The sequence below is a fragment of the Niallia sp. Marseille-Q9988 genome (genome assembly GCF_976954375.1).
The window spans coordinates 1-16,693 of the sequence record NZ_CDRJSZ010000016.1 but is presented as its reverse complement, the minus strand read 5'-3'; the positions used below and the strand labels follow the sequence as shown (position 1 = coordinate 16,693).

Sequence of the window (16,693 nt, the reverse complement as noted above, 5' to 3'; positions counted from 1 at the left end):
ACTTATGAATCCAAAACAAAATATAAGTTTAATTAATGCGCTTATTCGTATTACTTGTGGTTGTGCATTCCTTGCATGGAGCACGGCAAAAATGACGAAGAAGCCTTATCGACAATCATATTTTCTAATTGCATTGCTAGCTGGGATGAAAATCGCAGAAGGTATCGTCCGTTATTGTCCATTAGTTGCGCTTTATGGAAAAAAGGATGAAATGATGCCTAAATTCCAGCACAAACACACGCAAAATCAAAGCTCTCACAGTCCATCACCATCTTCCCACGATTCCGAGGCAAAAGATTCTTCTTCCTCTCATGGAGTTGCAGAAATGATGGAACAGTTTAGTCCAGAGAAAATATTTTCTCCAGACGATATGAAAAAATAAAACATTGCTATGGGCTATCCAATATATCGGATGGCCTTTATCTTGTTTATGTTTAGGAATGCCTTAAGGTGGTAAATGCAATAACATAAAATGAACGAAGGAGTTGATAAAATGGCAAATCCAAAAAATCCATTGGATCTATATTATAATGATGAATTTCCAAAACAATATCAGGAGCCTCCTGGTGTACAAGCTAAAATGGATCCCCAGCCTGATTGTGGGGAAACAAGCTATAAGGGCTCTGGAAGATTAAAAGGACGAAAATCATTAGTAACTGGTGGCGATTCTGGCATTGGTCGTGCAGCCGCCATTGCTTATGCCCGTGAAGGTGCTGATGTAGCCATTAATTACTTACCAGCTGAACAAGAAGATGCTGATGAAGTAAAGAAATTAATCGAAGCAGAGGGACAAAAGGCAGTGCTGATACCTGGAGACTTAAGTGATGAGAGCTTCTGTAAAGAATTAGTGGATAAAGCTTATCAGGAATTAGGTGGACTAGACGTATTAGCTTTAGTAGCCGGAAAACAACAGGCTGTTGATGATATTCTAGATTTATCAACAGAGCAGCTCCGAAAAACCTTTGAAGTAAACGTATTTTCTTTATATTGGGTAGTGAAAGCGGCACTTCCATACTTGCCAAAGGGAGCTTCTATTATCACAACCTCCTCTGTTCAAGGCTATAATCCAAGTCCAAACTTATTAGATTATGCCCCATCCAAATTCGCCATTAACGGCTTTACTCGAGGCCTTGCCAAACAATTGGCTTCTAAAGGAATCCGAGTAAATTCTGTTGCACCAGGCCCTATTTGGACAGCCTTACAAATTACAGGTGGACAGCCAAGTGAAGCTATTCCTTCATTCGGCCAGCAAGCACCTTTGAAACGTGCTGGACAGCCAGTTGAATTATCAAGTACTTATGTATTTCTGGCATCTGATGAATCTAGCTATGTTACTGCTCAAATATATGGTATTACCGGTGGGATTGAATTGGCTTAAGTTTAAATGGGGGAAGTGTCTCTGTTACCTAGAGGTTGGATTTTTTATGTTGTTGGGCTTAGAGACGACTCCTCTGTTACCTTGAAGGGCGCTTTTGCTTGATTTTGGGCTCTGAGACGACTCCTCTGTTACCTTGAAGACGGCTTTTGCTTGATTTCGGGCTCTGAGACGACTCCTCTGTTACCTCGAAGACGACTTTTGCTTGATTTCGGGCTCTGAGACGACTCCTCTGTTACCTCGAAGACGACTTTTGCTTGATTTCGGGCTCTGAGACGACTCCTCTGTTACCTCGAAGACGACTTTTGCTTGATTTTGGGCTCAGAGACGACTCCTCTGTTACCTTGAAGGGCGCTTTTGCTTGATTTTGGGCTCAGAGACGCTTCCTCTGTTACCTCGAAGACGACTTTTGCTTGATTTTGGGCTCAGAGACGCTTCCTCTGTTACCTCGAAGACGACTTTTGCTTGATTTTGGGCTCAGAGACGACTCCTCTGTTACCTTGAAGGGCGCTTTTGCTTGATTTTGGGCTCAGAGACGACTCCTCTGTTACCTTGAAGGGCGCTTTTGCTTGATTTTGGGCTCAGAGACGACTCCTCTGTTACCTTGAAGGGCGCTTTTGCTTGATTTTGGGCTCAGAGACGCTTCCTCTTCCTCTATTACCACACCATATACCATTAACAAAAGAATCCCCATATGCAATCATCGACTAAATCAATGCTACATACGGAGATTCCTTCTTATTTTATCGCTTTAAAGCCGATGTCATTTCGATAAAAAACGCCATCGCTCTCTAATTTCTCTAGCTCTTTATATACTTTATCCTGTGCATCTTTTAAAGTATGGCTCTTGGCAGCAATTAATAAAACTCGACCGCCATCGGTTGTAAATGCCCCTGCTTCATTTAAGTTCGTTCCAGCATGAAAAATAGAGACATCTTCCATTTTGTCTAAGCCATGGATAACAACGCCTTTTTCATATGCCTCCGGATAGCCTTTTGACGCAATAACTACTCCTAGCATATCCTCTTCATACCATTCAATAGTTGGAGTGTCTCCATTTAATACAGACAAAATAACTTCCACTAAATCGGACTTCATGCGCGGTAAGATAACTTGTGTTTCTGGATCACCTAGTCTTGCATTAAATTCGATTACCTTTGGCCCTTTATCTGTAGCGATTAAGCCAGCATATAAAATGCCTGTAAATGTTCTGCCTTCTGCTATCATCGCTTTTGCAGTTGGTTTGACTATTGTTTCAATTGCCGTTTGCACGATTTCTGGATCGATGTGTGGAACAGGAGAATAAGCTCCCATCCCCCCTGTATTTGGCCCTTTATCTCCATCAAAGGCACGTTTATGATCTTGGGCAATTTCCAAAGGTATTACCGTATCTCCATCCACAAAGGACATTAAAGAAAATTCTTCGCCAGCTAAAAATTCCTCAATAACGACTGTTGCAGAAGCACTTCCGAATTTTTCGCCAACAAGCATTTCCTGGATGCTCTCTAGTGCCTCTTCCATGTTCATTGCAACAGTTACACCTTTTCCTGCTGCTAATCCGTCTGCTTTAATAACAATTGGTGCACCTTTTTCCTCAATATACGCTTTCGCCGCCTTATAATCAGAAAAAGTTTGGTATTCTCCAGTTGGAATTTGATATTTCTTCATTAAGTCTTTAGCGAATGATTTGCTTCCTTCTATTTCAGCGGCACGTTGATTTGGGCCAAAAACTTTTAAGCCAGCAGCTTGAAACTGATCAACCACCCCAAGAAGTAACGGTACTTCTGGACCTACAATAGTTAAATCAATCTTTTGCGTTAAGGCAAAATCGACCAGTTTCGCTACCTCTGTTTCTTCTATCGCAATACGTTCTGCGACATCGGTCATTCCAACATTTCCTGGCGCCACAAAAACAGTTTCCACTTTTTCACTTTCCCTTATTTTTGTACAAATTGCATGCTCCCGACCACCGCGGCCAATAACGAGTACTTTCATTCTCTTATATCCCCCAAGCTTAAAGATATTAATGTTTGAAATGTCTTACTCCTGTTAATACCATTGCAATTCCATATTCATTTGCTTTTTTGATGGAATCTTCATCACGAATACTTCCACCTGTTTGAATAATCGCTGTAACTCCTGCTTTGGCAGCCGCTTCAACCGTATCATCCATTGGGAAAAATGCATCAGATGCTAACACTGCACCCACTGCTTTCTCACCAGCCTGTTCTAAGGCAATTTTTGCAGACCCGACGCGATTCATTTGGCCAGCACCAACCCCAAGTGTCATTTCTTTGTTATTCACTACAATTGCATTTGATTTAACATGCTTAACGATTTTCCAGCCGAATTTAAGAGCTTCCCACTCTTCATCTGTAGGTTTCTTCTCTGTAGGGATTGTAATCGTTGCATCATCTAAAGAATAGCGGTCAAAATCTTGTGTTAATAATCCACCCTCAATAGAAGTGAATTTCATTTCTTTGCTGCTACCTGTTTCAAAAGGAATCGTTAATAAACGAATATTTTTCTTTCCTTGTAAAATGTCTAAAGCCTCTTGGGAATAAGAAGGGGCAATAACAATTTCTAAGAAAATTTCATGTAGTTTTTGAGCTGTCTCTGCATCTACTTCTCTATTTAACGCAATAATCCCACCGAAGATAGAAACTGGATCTGCTTCAAAAGCTTTTGTGAAAGCAGTAAAAATATCTTCTCCTGTTCCAACTCCACATGGATTACTATGCTTAATCGCAACTGCAGCAGGCTCTGCAAACTCTTTTACAATTTGGATTGCTGCATCTGCATCGTTGATATTGTTATAAGATAGTTCTTTTCCATGTAATTGAGTTGCATTAGCAATCGAGAAATCAGATCCAAGTGGTTTACGGTAAAATGCTGCCTTTTGATGTGGATTCTCTCCATAGCGCAAGGATTGCTTCAACTCATATGTAACTGTTAATTTTTCTGGTGTTTCTTCTTGCGTAAGCTCTGTCATATATTCTGCAATCATAGCATCATAAGCTGCTGTATGACGGAATACTTTTGCTGCAAGTCTTCGTCTCGTTTCAAACGATACTTCCTTATCTTGCTTTAATTCAGAAATAACGGTTTGATAATCAACAGGATCTACCACTACCGTTACATACTGGTGATTCTTTGCTGAAGCACGAAGCATTGTTGGTCCGCCGATATCTATATTTTCAATCGCATCTTCCACCGTTACATCTGGCTTAGCAATCGTTTGTTGGAAAGGATATAAATTAACACAAACGATTTGAATTGGGTCAATTTTATGCTCTTCTAATTGGGCAATATGGCTTGGCTCATTAAATTTCGCAAGCAACCCACCATGAATATACGGATTTAATGTTTTCACTCTTCCTTCTAGAATTTCAGGAAATCCAGTGACCTCGCTAACACTCATTACAGGAATCCCACTATCTTGAATTGCTTTTTTTGTTCCGCCTGTAGAAATTAACTCAAATCCTAATTCATGTAGCTCTTTTGCAAAATCTGTAATACCTGTTTTATCAGAAACACTAATTAACGCTCTTTTTTTCATCATTATTCCCCCTGATATTTCATGCCTGTTGATATCTTAAGTATGATGGTCTTTTTAGTTTATCTGTTCGTCTATTGATGGAATACTTCTTTTTTATGAAGTAAGTGTTGTATAACGCTTGGATAAAGTCGGTGCTCCAATGCTTGAATTTTTTCCTGAATGCTTTCTCTTGTTTCTTTGTCTGACAAAGTAATGGCCTCTTGGGCAATGATGGGGCCTGTATCCATTCCAGCGTCAACGTAATGAATCGTGATGCCTGTTTGCGAAACTTTAGCCTTTAATGCTTGGCCAATTGCGTCCTTGCCTGGAAAAGCTGGCAATAGCGACGGGTGAATATTGATAATTTTTCCAGAATAAGCTTGTAAAAGTGTTTCACCTATTAATCTCATATATCCTGCTAGAACAATTAAGTCAACTTCATTTGCTTTTAAATGCTTTAAAATCTCTCGTTCATAGTTTGCCTTTTCCTGATAATTCTTCGCTGCAAAAACAAAGGTAGGTATTTCTTCCTTCATCGCTCTATCAATAACAAAAGCTCCCGGTTTATCAGAGACTAATAGGGTAATAGAGGTATTTAGCTCCTCTCGTTTTACCGCATTTACTATTGCCTGAAAGTTTGAACCATTACCAGAAGCAAAAACAGCAATCCGCTTCATATACATTCCTCCAACACTATTTGAGGATGATATTTATTTCCCCGTCATCTGTTACTTTACCAATTGTATACGCCTTTTCCCCAATACGAGTAAAATGGTCAATTACTTGCTCCTCTTCTTCTTTGCTGACAGCAAGCACCATTCCAGTGCCCATATTAAAGATGTTATACATTTCTTTACGATCGATTTCACCAATTTGCTCCATTTTTTCAAAAACAGCTGGTACTTCCCAGTTTGATTCATCCAGTTCCATTCCGAAGCCTTCTGGAAGCATTCTTGGAATATTTTCGATAAAGCCGCCGCCAGTAATATGAGCAAGACCTTTAATCTCAAATTCCTTTAAAGCAGATAGCACTGATTTGACGTAAATTTTAGTCGGCTTGATCAATTCTTCTCCTAACGTACAACCGAATTCCTCGATATAATCAGATAGAGACATATTGGCTTTGTCAAAAAATAATTTTCGGACAAGAGAGTAGCCATTGCTATGAATTCCATTTGATGCTAGGCCAATCAATACATCTCCAGCTTGGATTTTTTCGCCAGTTACTAGCTTTTCTTTTTCACAAGCTCCGACAGCAAATCCTGCTAAATCATATTCTTCCTCATCATACATTCCTGGCATCTCAGCAGTTTCACCGCCAACTAAAGCACAGCCGGCTTGTTCGCAGCCATCTGCAATTCCTTTGACAATCGCCTCGATTTTACTAGGGTCTGCTTTTCCACAAGCAATATAGTCAAGGAAATAGATAGGTTCTGCCCCTTGAACGACAATATCGTTCACACACATTGCCACAGCATCAATTCCAATTGTGTCATGCTTATCAAGCATAAAAGCAAGCATTAACTTTGTTCCTACTCCATCTGTCCCTGATACCAAAACAGGATTATTTAAATGAAGGACAGATAAATCGAACATGCCGCCAAATCCGCCTAATCCACCCATAACACCTGGACGAGTTGTTTTTTTCACATGCTTTTTCATTCTTGTCACTGCTTCATAGCCTGCCTCTATATTAACTCCTGCTTGTTTATAAGCTTCAGCCATTTTATGCCTCCTAAAATATCGAAAAGTCTAGTTTGATTCAGGTGGAAAAGCGACATTTATTCATGCCGCTTTTCTTTTATTTTTAACAGTTAAAGAAGTATAATTTTTTTCATTCCATTTGGATCTTAGCTTCTTATCTTTATACTTTCTCGTATGGATGATCCGCGTTGGGATAAATTTCTGTTGGGTACCTACCAGTAAAGCAAGCAAGGCAATGTCCTCTATTTTCCCCATCATCTGTTCTGCCAATTGCATCAATCATTCCTTCTGTGCTTAGGAAGATAAGAGAGTCAGCTCCAATTAATTCACGAAGTTCTTCTACTGAATATTTCGATGCAATCAACTCTTCTTTTGTTGATGTATCAATTCCATAGAAGCAAGGATTTTTAATTGGTGGGGAACTGATTAGGACGTGCACTTCTGTTGCTCCTGCTTCTCTTAACATAGTCACAATACGTTTACTTGTTGTGCCACGAACGATTGAATCATCGACCATAATTACTCTTTTTCCTTCTACTACTCCGCGTACAGCAGAAAGCTTCATCTTAACACCTTGCTCACGAAGAGACTGGGAAGGCTGAATAAATGTTCGACCAACATAGCGATTTTTAATCAAACCAAGCTCATACGGAATACCAGTAGCTTCCGCATATCCGATTGCTGCTGAAATACTAGAATCCGGTACTCCAGTTACTACATCTGCTTCAATAGGTGCCTCGATTGCTAATCTTTTCCCAAGATTTTTACGAGCAGTATGCACATTGATTCCATTTATATTGCTATCCGGTCTAGAGAAATAAACATACTCCATTGTGCACATGGCAATATTAGAAGCGACAGAGAACATCTCTGAACGGAAGCCGTTGTCATCAATGATTAAAAGTTCGCCTGGTAAAATATCACGAACAAACTCCGCTCCGACTACGTCAAATGCACATGTTTCAGATGCAACAACATACGCATCTCCTAATTTTCCTAAAGAAAGGGGACGCATGCCATTTGGATCTAGGGCAACCATTAATTCTGTTTCCGTTAAGATAAGAAAAGCATACGCTCCTTTTATCATTGTCAGCGCATTTTTCACTCTTTCCTTAAATGCCGAAAAACCGCCTCTTCTAATTAAATGGGCAAGAACTTCTGTATCAGAGCTTGTTTGAAAAATACTTCCTTGTGCTTCAAGCTGGCTTTTTAAAGCTGTCGCATTTACCAAATTTCCGTTGTGGGCAAGTGCCATGCTTCCGCTTTGGAAATGGAACAGAAGAGGCTGGACATTTTCATATCCTCCGCCTCCTGCTGTTGCATAACGTACATGCCCAATTGCAGCTTTTCCAGACAATTCTTTAATTGCTTCTTGGGTAAAAATTTCGGAGACTAACCCTTCTCCTTTAATTCCTTTTAACTTTTCCCCATCTGTTGCTACAATACCAGTTCCTTCTTGGCCACGATGCTGTAGGCTATGCAGTCCATAATATGCTAATTGAGATGCATCCTCATGTCCCCAAACACCAAAAATGCCACATTCTTCGTTTAACCCTCTTATTTCAGCAAGCATGGAATTGCTCCTCTCCAGGCATCCATTAACGAATCAACCTGTTCATTTACTAGAATAGTTTCCCCTTGGCTTATGGTAAGAACGGCTGTATCTGTAACTTCTCCTACTAGTGTAGCAGGAACTAATTTTTCAAAAGTCTCTTTGTTTTCTGGTTTAATAGAAAGCAAGAAACGTGATTGTGATTCACTGAAAAGTGCTGTTACTGCATCTTCTTTAACATTAACTTTTGCTCCTAAGCCTTTTGAGCTAATTAAGCTTTCTGCAACAGCAACTGCCAAACCACCCTCAGCTAAATCATGAGCGGACTCAACAACGCCTGTGCGAATTGCTTCTAGAACTGCTTGTTGATAAGCTTTTTCCACTTCTAAGTCTAAGGAAGGTGCTTTTCCAGAAATAGATCCTTCTAGCATTTTTTGCAATTCACTTCCACCAAACTCTGCTTTTGTTTCTCCGAGCACATAGATTAAGTCCCCAGCTGCTTTAAAACTTTGTGTAGTGATATCTTTCGTATCTTTTACTAATCCAACCATTCCAATAACAGGAGTAGGGTAAATAGCTGTTCCATTCGTTTCGTTATATAAAGAGACATTCCCGCCGATTACTGGTGCATTTAATGCTAAGCAAGCTTCGCTAATTCCGTCTGCTGCTTTTTCAATTTGCCAGAAAATCTCCGGTTTCTCTGGATTTCCAAAATTCAAGTTGTCAGTAATAGCAAGTGGTTCTGCACCAGAACATACGATATTGCGAGCTGCTTCTGCTACTGCAATCTTGCCGCCTGTTTCTGGGTCTAAGTATAAGTATCTCGCATTACAGTCTGTTGTCATTGCTAAAGCTTTTTTCGTTCCGCGAATACGTACTACTGCTGCATCAGAACCTGGTGCAACTACTGTATTAGTACGAACCATATAGTCATATTGATCATAAGCCCACTCTTTGCTTGCAATAGTAGGCTGCTTTAATAGATTAATAAGTGTTTCCCCATAGTTCTTTACAGTAGGAATATAGTTTTCCATCACTTGGAACTCCCGGTAATAAGCGGGTTCACTAGATGGCTTATGATAGACAGGTGCATCCTCTGCTAAAGCATCTGCTGGAACATTTGCTACTACTTCTCCCTTATGAAGAAGACGAAGCATTTTATCATCTGTTACAACACCAATTGCTACTGCCTCTAAATCATATTTATGGAAAAGATCTTTGATTTCCTGTTCTCTTCCTTTTTTCACAACAATCAACATACGTTCTTGTGATTCAGAAAGCATCATTTCATAGGCAGTCATTCCTGTTTCACGCTGTGGAACTAAGTCTAAATTCATTTCAATACCAGAACCTGCTTTACTTGCCATTTCTGCACTAGAGCTTGCCAGTCCTGCAGCACCCATATCTTGAATACCAACTAATGCATCTGATTGAATCAATTCAAGACACGCTTCAAGAAGAAGCTTTTCCATAAATGGATCTCCTACTTGAACAGCAGGACGCTTTTCATCGGAGTTCTCTGTTAATTCTTCAGAAGCAAATGTCGCACCATGAATACCGTCACGACCTGTTTTTGCACCAACATACATTACCGTATTACCAACACCGTGTGCCTGGCCTTTTTTAATATCCTCATGATTAATTAAACCAACACACATTGCATTAACAAGCGGGTTGCCTGCATAGGAATCATCAAAAGCAATTTCTCCGCCAACTGTCGGAATACCAATACAGTTACCATAGCCAGCAATTCCTGCAACTACTTCTTTAAATAGATATTTCGTACGTTCATTATCCAATTCTCCAAATCGTAAAGAGTTAAGAATAGCAATTGGTCTTGCCCCCATCGAGAATACATCACGGATAATTCCACCTACACCTGTTGCAGCTCCTTGATATGGTTCAATAGCTGATGGATGGTTATGGCTTTCGATTTTAAACGCTACCGCTTGGCCATCGCCGATATCTACAATCCCTGCACCCTCACCAGGTCCTTGTAATACTTGAGGTCCTGTTATCGGAAACTTCTTTAATACAGGCTTAGAGTTTTTATAACTACAATGTTCTGACCACATAACGGAAAATAACCCGATCTCTGTATAGTTAGGAAGGCGACCAAGAATTCCTTCTACCATCGCAAACTCTTCATCCGTCACACCCATTTGTTTGTAAATTTCTTCTGATTTAATTTGTTCTGGACTTGGCTCAAAGCTGAACGACATTTGCTTCCCTCCACTGACTAACGATTGATTTAAATATTTTCAGACCATCTGCTCCACCTAATAGCTCATCTACTGCTCTTTCTGGATGTGGCATCATGCCAAGGACATTTCCTTTTTCATTTGTGATTCCAGCAATATTTTCTAAACTTCCGTTTGGATTTGTACCATTATAAGTAAAGACAATTTGATTATTTGCTTTTAAGTTGGCTAATGTTTCTTCATCACAGTAGTAATTGCCTTCTCCGTGCGCAATCGGGACAGTGATTACTTCGTTTTCCTTATATGCAGAGGAGAACATCGTATTATTATTTGCTACCTGTAGTTCAACTGGCTTACAGATAAACATTAAACTTTCATTTCTTCTCATTGCACCAGGCAGTAAACCTGCTTCTAATAATATTTGGAATCCATTACATACACCAAGAACTGGTTTGCCTGCTTCTGCTGCTTTCACTACTTCTTTCATTACATTACTGAATCTTGCAATCGCTCCTGTACGAAGATAGTCACCATAAGAGAATCCTCCAGGTAGCAATATTCCGTCAAATCCTTCTAAACTATCTGTATCATGCCATACATATTCTACTTCTTCTCCAAGCTCATCCTTTACCGCATGGAACATATCAACATCACAATTGGATCCTGGAAATACGATTACTGCAAACTTCACTGTGCAACAACCTCCTCCACCTCATAGCGGTAATCCTCAATTACTGTATTAGCAAGTAGCTTTTCACACATTTCCTTCACTAGCTCATCTATATTTCTTTCTGATTTATCAATTGTTAACTCTAGGTATTTACCGATACGTACATCTTCTACTTCTTTATAATTTAACGAATGCAAAGATCCCTTCACTGCATTACCTTGTGGATCTAATACACTTTCTCTCAATGTGATATATACTTTAACCTTAAACATGTTGACTTCCCCCTAGTCTCGCTAAAATATTTTCGTATGCATCTGTTAGATTACCTAAATCACGACGGAATACATCCTTATCTAATTTCGCATTTGTTTCTTTATCCCAAAGTCGGCATGTATCTGGCGAAATTTCATCAGCAAGAAGAATATTTCCATCTTTGTCTTTTCCAAATTCTAATTTGAAATCCACTAAGTTAATTCCCAGTTCACCAAAAAATTTGCTTAATACTTCGTTTACTTCTAGTGCCTTTTTCTTTAAAAATGCAACTTCCTCTGTTGATGCAAGCTTTAATTCTTCGATATGGTCTTCCGTAATCATTGGATCCCCTAGTGCATCATCCTTGTAGTAAAATTCAACCAATGGCTTTGATAACGGATTGCCCTCTTCTATTCCTAATCTTTTTGAAAAACTTCCCGCTGCTAGATTACGAACAACTACTTCTAATGGGATAATATCCACTTTCTTTACAAGCTGTTCCGTTTCGGACAATTTTTCGACAAAATGTGATGGAATACCAAAGTCTTTTAACTTTAAGAATAGTAAACTAGTAATCTCATTGTTTAATCGACCTTTGCCTGTTATAGTCGCTTTCTTCTCACCATTAAAGGCAGTAGCGGAATCTTTATATTCCAGCCAAACAATATCCTCATCTGAAGTTTTATACACTCTTTTTGCTTTTCCTTCATACAATAAAGCTCTCTTTTCCATTTGAAGAGTCTCCTTATCAAAAAAATTAGGGATAAAACGAAAAATTCTTACTTGCGCTATCTTGCTTAAAATTCGGTATATTCAGTTTCAACTGTTTGTAGTAGAGCTGTCATTTTATGTGACAGCTCTTATTTTTTTATAATCCAAGACGATCAAAAATCGTATCAACATGTTTAATATGGAAGTGATAATCAAAGCAATCATCAATTTCTTCTTTTGTTAACTTAGAAGAAATTACTGCATCGCTATCTACTAGCTGACGGAACGGTACTTGCTTTTCCCAAGATTCCATTGCCCTAGGCTGTACAGTGTCATACGCTTCTTCTCTTGTAAGCCCCTTATCAATTAGCGCAAGTAATACTCGTTGTGAGTAAATTAAACCAAGCGTACGATCCATATTACGCTTCATGTTATCAGGGAATACAGTTAGGTTTTTCACGATATTGCTGAAACGGTTTAACATATAATTCAATGCGATCGTTGCATCTGGAATAATGATACGCTCTGCAGAAGAATGGGAAATATCTCTTTCATGCCATAATGGGACATTTTCATACGCTGTTAGCATATAACCACGAATAACACGTGCAAGACCTGCCATGTTTTCTGAACCGATTGGGTTACGTTTATGCGGCATAGCAGAAGACCCTTTTTGTCCTTTAGCGAAAAATTCTTCTACCTCTCTTGTTTCACTTTTTTGCAATCCACGAATTTCCACTGCGAATTTTTCAATAGAAGTAGCGATTAAAGCTAGAGTAGACATATAATCCGCATGACGATCACGTTGCAACGTTTGCGTAGAAATCGGTGCTGGTTTTAATCCTAATTCTTCACATACATATTGCTCCACAAAGGGATCAATATTAGCATAAGTTCCTACCGCACCGGAAATCTTGCCATATTCAATTCCTTCAGCTGCTGCTTTAAATCTTTCAAGGTTACGTTTCATTTCTTCATACCATAGGGCAAGCTTTAGGCCAAAAGTAGTTGGTTCAGCATGAACTCCATGTGTACGCCCCATCATAACGGTGTATTTATGTTCTTGTGCTTTATTCTTCAAAACTTCAATAAAGTTCTCTACATCTTTTAATATAATCTCATTTGCTTGTTTAATTAAGTATGAAAGTGCTGTATCAACAACATCTGTAGAAGTTAAACCATAATGTACCCATTTTCTTTCTTCTCCTAGTGTTTCAGATACTGCTCTTGTAAATGCTACAACATCATGTCTTGTATCTAGCTCAATTTCTTTAATGCGCTCGATATCAAACGAAGCATTTTCGCGGATCTTTTTAACATCTTCTGCTGGGATTTCACCAAGCTTCACCCAAGCTTCACATGCCAAAATTTCTACTTCTAACCATGCTTTAAAGCGATTTTCCTCTGTCCAAATGTTTCCCATTTCTGGTCTTGTGTAACGATCGATCATTGTTTATCCTCCGATTTTTTCTGTCTGCACATTCCATACGTTTGTATTCTCGATTTCATCTAATGCTATTTCAACAGATGAGCGAAGTAAGGTTGCATGCCCCATTTTCCTATTTTCCTTTGGTTCCAGTTTTCCATAAAGATGAATTTTCCAATCCTGTAAATCAGGAATCCTATCAATCATCTGTCCTTGATGTTGACCGAGAATATTAACCATGACAGCAGGTCTTAATAGTCTAGTGCTCGCTAACGGCCAATTACACACCGCACGGATATGCTGTTCAAACTGTGAAGTCTCGCACGCCTCAATTGTATAATGCCCAGAATTATGTGGTCTAGGAGCCAACTCATTAATATAAATCTCTTCGTCTTCTGTCAGGAACATTTCTACTGCTAGTGTTCCTACTAAATGTAGATTCTCAGCAAGCTTACTTGCTTTTTCAATCGCTAAGTCTTTTGCCACGTCGCTAATTCGAGCCGGAACGATTGATTCATGCAAAATATTATTAAGATGGATATTTTCACTAACTGGAAAAACAGTAGCCTCTCCCTTTCCACTTCTAGTGATAATAACCGATATTTCCTTATTAAAAGGAATCCATTTTTCTAATACACAAACTCCATTGTTTAAAAGCTTTTCCGCTTCTGTTATTTGACTGCTTTCTTTAATAACATATTGGCCTTTTCCATCATAACCTCCACGGGCTGTTTTTAAAACAGCTGGATAGCCTAATTGTGCTAAACCACTATAAATATCACTTGTTTTTTCAACAACTACATATGGAGCTATCTTAACTCCAGCTTGCTCTATTGCTTTTTTTTCCTTTACTCGATCCTGTGTAATTTCAAGAACAGCAGAACCTTGTGGAACGTTAGCATTATTGGTTAACCAATCTAGACAAGCTGCATCTATATTTTCAAATTCATAAGTTATTACATCACTTACTTCTGCTAATTTTTTTATAGCTGATAAACTATCATAGGCATCGATAATTTTATAATCAGCTACTTGCCCACAAGGAGAATCTTCGGTTGGATCTAATACTGCAATTCTAAACCCTTGTGCTTTTGCAGCGATTGCCATCATTCGTCCTAACTGACCGCCACCTATAATACCAATTGTTTGACCTGGCAGTATTACTTTATTAGACAAGCTCATCACTACTTTCCATTACTTCTTTTTTTGTTCTTTCTCTCATGGAAAAAAGTCTTTCTGCTAATTCTAAGTCTGTAGCACCTAGTATTTGGGCTGCAAGAAGTCCTGCATTCGTCGCACCAGCTTTACCAATTGCTACAGTAGCAACTGGCACTCCACCAGGCATTTGTACAATTGATAATAGAGAATCCAGTCCATTTAAAGCTCTTGATTGAACAGGAACTCCTATAACAGGCAAAGTTGTCTTAGCCGCAATCATGCCTGGAAGATGTGCCGCTCCACCTGCTCCGGCAATAATTACTTTCATTCCTCTATCTCTCGCGCTTTCGGCATATTCAAACATTAAGTCAGGAGTACGATGAGCAGAGACCACTTTTTTCTCGTAATCTACTTCCAGTTGATCTAATATTCCACACGCATGCTTCATTGTTTCCCAATCTGATTTACTCCCCATGATAACACCAACAGATGCGGTCATGTTCTCCCTCCTGATTCCATTTAAAAAGCCCTAGCCAGAACACTTTTCTACACTAAAAGAGAGAAAGTATCTGTCCAGAGCTTAAATAAACCTGAATAAAGTATACTCTACTTTTTTCAGCTCGTTTTCATTCACTTTCCCTCATAGTCCAGTATTTTACGGTTACCGGGTAGAAACTTATGGGCCATATTCCCATTATTATATGAGGGCTATTTAATTTATTTTATTTCCGTCTTTTTTAATTAACACTATACCATCTTAACAAGCATATTTATATATTGTCAACAGTAAATGTCGAACAATTAATATAAATATGATTTTATTGTTCGTGATTTAACCTTCTAGCTGTATTGCTTCAAAGATAATTTGTTGTGATACTGGCTCATAAGACATTTGACCATTCACCTTTATTTCCTTAAAAACCGGCTTTTCCATCCGTTTTATTGGCGTATAACCTTCCTTCTTCATTCTTTCTAGACAATCATTAATCGTCTCATTTATTTGTACTTCAAATCTTTTTTTCTTACTCATTAAACAATTTTCCCTTCTTAACACTTTTCACCCAGAATCCACCATAAATCGCTTTTGGCTCATATGCAATTATAAATGCTTTTGGGTCCAACTCTTTAATTGTCTGATATAATTTTAATTCATATTTTCGAGGAGTCAATATTTGCAAAGACATACGATCGCCTTCTAGCCCCTGTGCAGCCCATGTTGTTACACCATATCCTTTAGTTCTTAAAGAATTAGGCAAATCTCTATCATATTCCTTTGTTATAACATTAACTGTTATATATCCTAAAGCTAGCTTCTCCTCAATTTTCATTCCAACAATTACTCCTATACCATATCCGATAGCATAGGCAACTAAGTTCTGAATTTGATCCAAATTATCCAAAACCAACCCTAAACCTATAACATAAATGACTACCTCTATCATGCTGATAAATGCAGCTAAATAACGTTGGCCCTTTAAAGTTAAAATCATTCGTATCGTAAAAAAAGAAACGTAGACAATATTGATTATGAGAATAATCAATACCATCGTAACACTATTTTCAAGCATGTATTTGCTCACTCCCATATGTATTTACTATTCCAATATTATACTTATTATTACCTAATAAGAAAGAAGTAAACAATTTTATATTCTTCAATAAAAAACAGATAAATCTGAAAATATATATAATAGAAGAAAGTCGGTTTTTTTTTGAAAAAACTCACTAATATTGTGGCTGATTTCTTCATTTATTTTAGTAAGGAGATATATAATTGTTAACTCCATTATTTGATGTTTAAGTACGAAGTAATAGGATGAATTAGCGAAATGAAGTAGCTATGTCCCCAATTTAATATATTGTCTAAAGTCACAAAGATATAATCTATTACTCATCACTAGTTAGCGCATCTGTTCTGATTTAGTATTTTATTTACGTAAAAAAAGACCTAAAAGCAATAAAGCTTTTAGGTCTTTTAGTGGCCTGGCGACGTCCTACTCTCACAGGGGGAGAACCCCCAACTACCATCGGCGCTTTAGAAGCTTAACTTCCGTGTTCGGTATGGGAACGGGTGTGACCTTCTCGCTATCGCCACCAGACTTATTT

The 16,693-nt window shown here is 38.5% G+C and carries 16 protein-coding genes, 1 rRNA gene and 1 riboswitch; of the genes, 2 read left to right on the top strand and 15 right to left on the bottom strand.

Features of this window, described 5'->3' with window-relative positions; all coding sequences use genetic code 11:
* Positions 1-4 precede the first annotated feature (4 nt).
* Entirely contained in the window at positions 5-382 is a 378-nt protein-coding gene (locus ACWNMZ_RS22270) for a YgaP-like transmembrane domain (RefSeq protein ID WP_065429138.1), read from the top strand.
* Between the two features lie 111 nt (positions 383-493).
* Positions 494-1,378 (top strand): SDR family oxidoreductase, encoded by an 885-nt coding sequence (locus ACWNMZ_RS22265; RefSeq protein ID WP_441131836.1) that lies wholly within the window; start codon positions 494-496, stop codon positions 1,376-1,378.
* 735 nt (positions 1,379-2,113) lie between these two features.
* Here the strand turns inward: ACWNMZ_RS22265 and purD are convergent.
* The 15 genes from purD to rrf form a co-directional block, all read right to left on the bottom strand.
* Positions 2,114-3,370 carry a phosphoribosylamine--glycine ligase gene (gene purD / locus ACWNMZ_RS22260; RefSeq protein ID WP_349204687.1) on the bottom strand — a complete coding sequence of 419 codons (1,257 nt, stop codon included), beginning with the start codon at positions 3,368-3,370 and terminating at the stop codon, positions 2,114-2,116.
* Positions 3,371-3,398: 28 nt separating this feature from the next.
* The gene (gene purH / locus ACWNMZ_RS22255) at positions 3,399-4,934 is read right to left on the bottom strand and encodes a bifunctional phosphoribosylaminoimidazolecarboxamide formyltransferase/IMP cyclohydrolase (RefSeq protein WP_082169284.1); all 1,536 of its coding nucleotides are present in this window, start codon (positions 4,932-4,934) and stop codon (positions 3,399-3,401) included.
* A 71-nt stretch (positions 4,935-5,005) separates the two neighbouring features.
* Positions 5,006-5,590, bottom strand: a complete 585-nt coding sequence (gene purN, locus ACWNMZ_RS22250; protein ID WP_031539688.1) for a phosphoribosylglycinamide formyltransferase — start codon at positions 5,588-5,590, stop codon at positions 5,006-5,008.
* 16 nt (positions 5,591-5,606) lie between these two features.
* Positions 5,607-6,638 carry a phosphoribosylformylglycinamidine cyclo-ligase gene (gene purM, locus ACWNMZ_RS22245; RefSeq protein ID WP_031539691.1) on the bottom strand — a complete coding sequence of 344 codons (1,032 nt, stop codon included), beginning with the start codon at positions 6,636-6,638 and terminating at the stop codon, positions 5,607-5,609.
* A 139-nt stretch (positions 6,639-6,777) separates the two neighbouring features.
* The gene (gene purF, locus ACWNMZ_RS22240; protein WP_048718351.1) at positions 6,778-8,190 is read right to left on the bottom strand and encodes an amidophosphoribosyltransferase; all 1,413 of its coding nucleotides are present in this window, start codon (positions 8,188-8,190) and stop codon (positions 6,778-6,780) included.
* Complete coding sequence (gene purL / locus ACWNMZ_RS22235) at positions 8,175-10,391, bottom strand: phosphoribosylformylglycinamidine synthase subunit PurL (RefSeq protein WP_449598897.1); 2,217 nt, start codon at positions 10,389-10,391, stop codon at positions 8,175-8,177. The genes purF and purL overlap by 16 nt, the downstream gene beginning before the upstream one ends.
* Complete coding sequence (gene purQ, locus ACWNMZ_RS22230; RefSeq protein ID WP_235252046.1) at positions 10,375-11,061, bottom strand: phosphoribosylformylglycinamidine synthase subunit PurQ; 687 nt, start codon at positions 11,059-11,061, stop codon at positions 10,375-10,377. Before purQ ends, purL begins: the two co-directional genes overlap by 17 nt.
* Positions 11,058-11,312: a phosphoribosylformylglycinamidine synthase subunit PurS gene (purS, locus tag ACWNMZ_RS22225; protein WP_016205034.1), complete on the bottom strand. Its 255-nt coding sequence runs from the start codon at positions 11,310-11,312 to the stop codon at positions 11,058-11,060. The genes purQ and purS overlap by 4 nt, the downstream gene beginning before the upstream one ends.
* Positions 11,305-12,024 carry a phosphoribosylaminoimidazolesuccinocarboxamide synthase gene (purC, locus tag ACWNMZ_RS22220; RefSeq protein WP_235252045.1) on the bottom strand — a complete coding sequence of 240 codons (720 nt, stop codon included), beginning with the start codon at positions 12,022-12,024 and terminating at the stop codon, positions 11,305-11,307. Before purC ends, purS begins: the two co-directional genes overlap by 8 nt.
* Positions 12,025-12,160: 136 nt before the next feature.
* A complete protein-coding gene (purB, locus tag ACWNMZ_RS22215; RefSeq protein ID WP_048718358.1) occupies positions 12,161-13,453 on the bottom strand; it encodes an adenylosuccinate lyase in 1,293 nt (430 codons plus the stop codon).
* 3 nt (positions 13,454-13,456) lie between these two features.
* On the bottom strand, positions 13,457-14,611 hold the full coding sequence (purK, locus tag ACWNMZ_RS22210; protein ID WP_192840952.1) for a 5-(carboxyamino)imidazole ribonucleotide synthase: 1,155 nt from the start codon (positions 14,609-14,611) through the stop codon (positions 13,457-13,459).
* On the bottom strand, positions 14,598-15,086 hold the full coding sequence (purE, locus tag ACWNMZ_RS22205; protein WP_048718360.1) for a 5-(carboxyamino)imidazole ribonucleotide mutase: 489 nt from the start codon (positions 15,084-15,086) through the stop codon (positions 14,598-14,600). The genes purK and purE overlap by 14 nt, the downstream gene beginning before the upstream one ends.
* 124 nt (positions 15,087-15,210) lie before the next feature.
* Positions 15,211-15,312, bottom strand: a riboswitch (purine riboswitch).
* Positions 15,313-15,419: 107 nt separating this feature from the next.
* On the bottom strand, positions 15,420-15,617 hold the full coding sequence (locus ACWNMZ_RS22200; protein WP_048718362.1) for an NETI motif-containing protein: 198 nt from the start codon (positions 15,615-15,617) through the stop codon (positions 15,420-15,422).
* The gene (locus tag ACWNMZ_RS22195; RefSeq protein ID WP_048718364.1) at positions 15,610-16,155 is read right to left on the bottom strand and encodes a DUF2179 domain-containing protein; all 546 of its coding nucleotides are present in this window, start codon (positions 16,153-16,155) and stop codon (positions 15,610-15,612) included. Before ACWNMZ_RS22195 ends, ACWNMZ_RS22200 begins: the two co-directional genes overlap by 8 nt.
* 413 nt (positions 16,156-16,568) lie before the next feature.
* Positions 16,569-16,686, bottom strand: a 5S ribosomal RNA gene (gene rrf, locus ACWNMZ_RS22190).
* Positions 16,687-16,693 lie beyond the last annotated feature (7 nt).

Excerpts from the sequence above, each read along its gene's own strand:
- ACWNMZ_RS22270 (WP_065429138.1), top strand. The coding sequence starts at position 5 with ATGAATCCAAAACAAAATATAAGTTTAATTAATGCGCTTATTCGTATT.
- ACWNMZ_RS22265 (WP_441131836.1), top strand. The coding sequence starts at position 494 with ATGGCAAATCCAAAAAATCCATTGGATCTATATTATAATGATGAATTT.
- purD (WP_349204687.1), bottom strand. The coding sequence starts at position 3,370 with ATGAAAGTACTCGTTATTGGCCGCGGTGGTCGGGAGCATGCAATTTGT.
- purH (WP_082169284.1), bottom strand. The coding sequence starts at position 4,934 with ATGAAAAAAAGAGCGTTAATTAGTGTTTCTGATAAAACAGGTATTACA.
- purN (WP_031539688.1), bottom strand. The coding sequence starts at position 5,590 with ATGAAGCGGATTGCTGTTTTTGCTTCTGGTAATGGTTCAAACTTTCAG.
- purM (WP_031539691.1), bottom strand. The coding sequence starts at position 6,638 with ATGGCTGAAGCTTATAAACAAGCAGGAGTTAATATAGAGGCAGGCTAT.
- purF (WP_048718351.1), bottom strand. The coding sequence starts at position 8,190 with ATGCTTGCTGAAATAAGAGGGTTAAACGAAGAATGTGGCATTTTTGGT.
- purL (WP_449598897.1), bottom strand. The coding sequence starts at position 10,391 with ATGTCGTTCAGCTTTGAGCCAAGTCCAGAACAAATTAAATCAGAAGAA.
- purS (WP_016205034.1), bottom strand. The coding sequence starts at position 11,312 with ATGTTTAAGGTTAAAGTATATATCACATTGAGAGAAAGTGTATTAGAT.
- purC (WP_235252045.1), bottom strand. The coding sequence starts at position 12,024 with ATGGAAAAGAGAGCTTTATTGTATGAAGGAAAAGCAAAAAGAGTGTAT.
- purB (WP_048718358.1), bottom strand. The coding sequence starts at position 13,453 with ATGATCGATCGTTACACAAGACCAGAAATGGGAAACATTTGGACAGAG.
- purK (WP_192840952.1), bottom strand. The coding sequence starts at position 14,611 with ATGAGCTTGTCTAATAAAGTAATACTGCCAGGTCAAACAATTGGTATT.
- purE (WP_048718360.1), bottom strand. The coding sequence starts at position 15,086 with ATGACCGCATCTGTTGGTGTTATCATGGGGAGTAAATCAGATTGGGAA.
- ACWNMZ_RS22200 (WP_048718362.1), bottom strand. The coding sequence starts at position 15,617 with ATGAGTAAGAAAAAAAGATTTGAAGTACAAATAAATGAGACGATTAAT.
- ACWNMZ_RS22195 (WP_048718364.1), bottom strand. The coding sequence starts at position 16,155 with ATGCTTGAAAATAGTGTTACGATGGTATTGATTATTCTCATAATCAAT.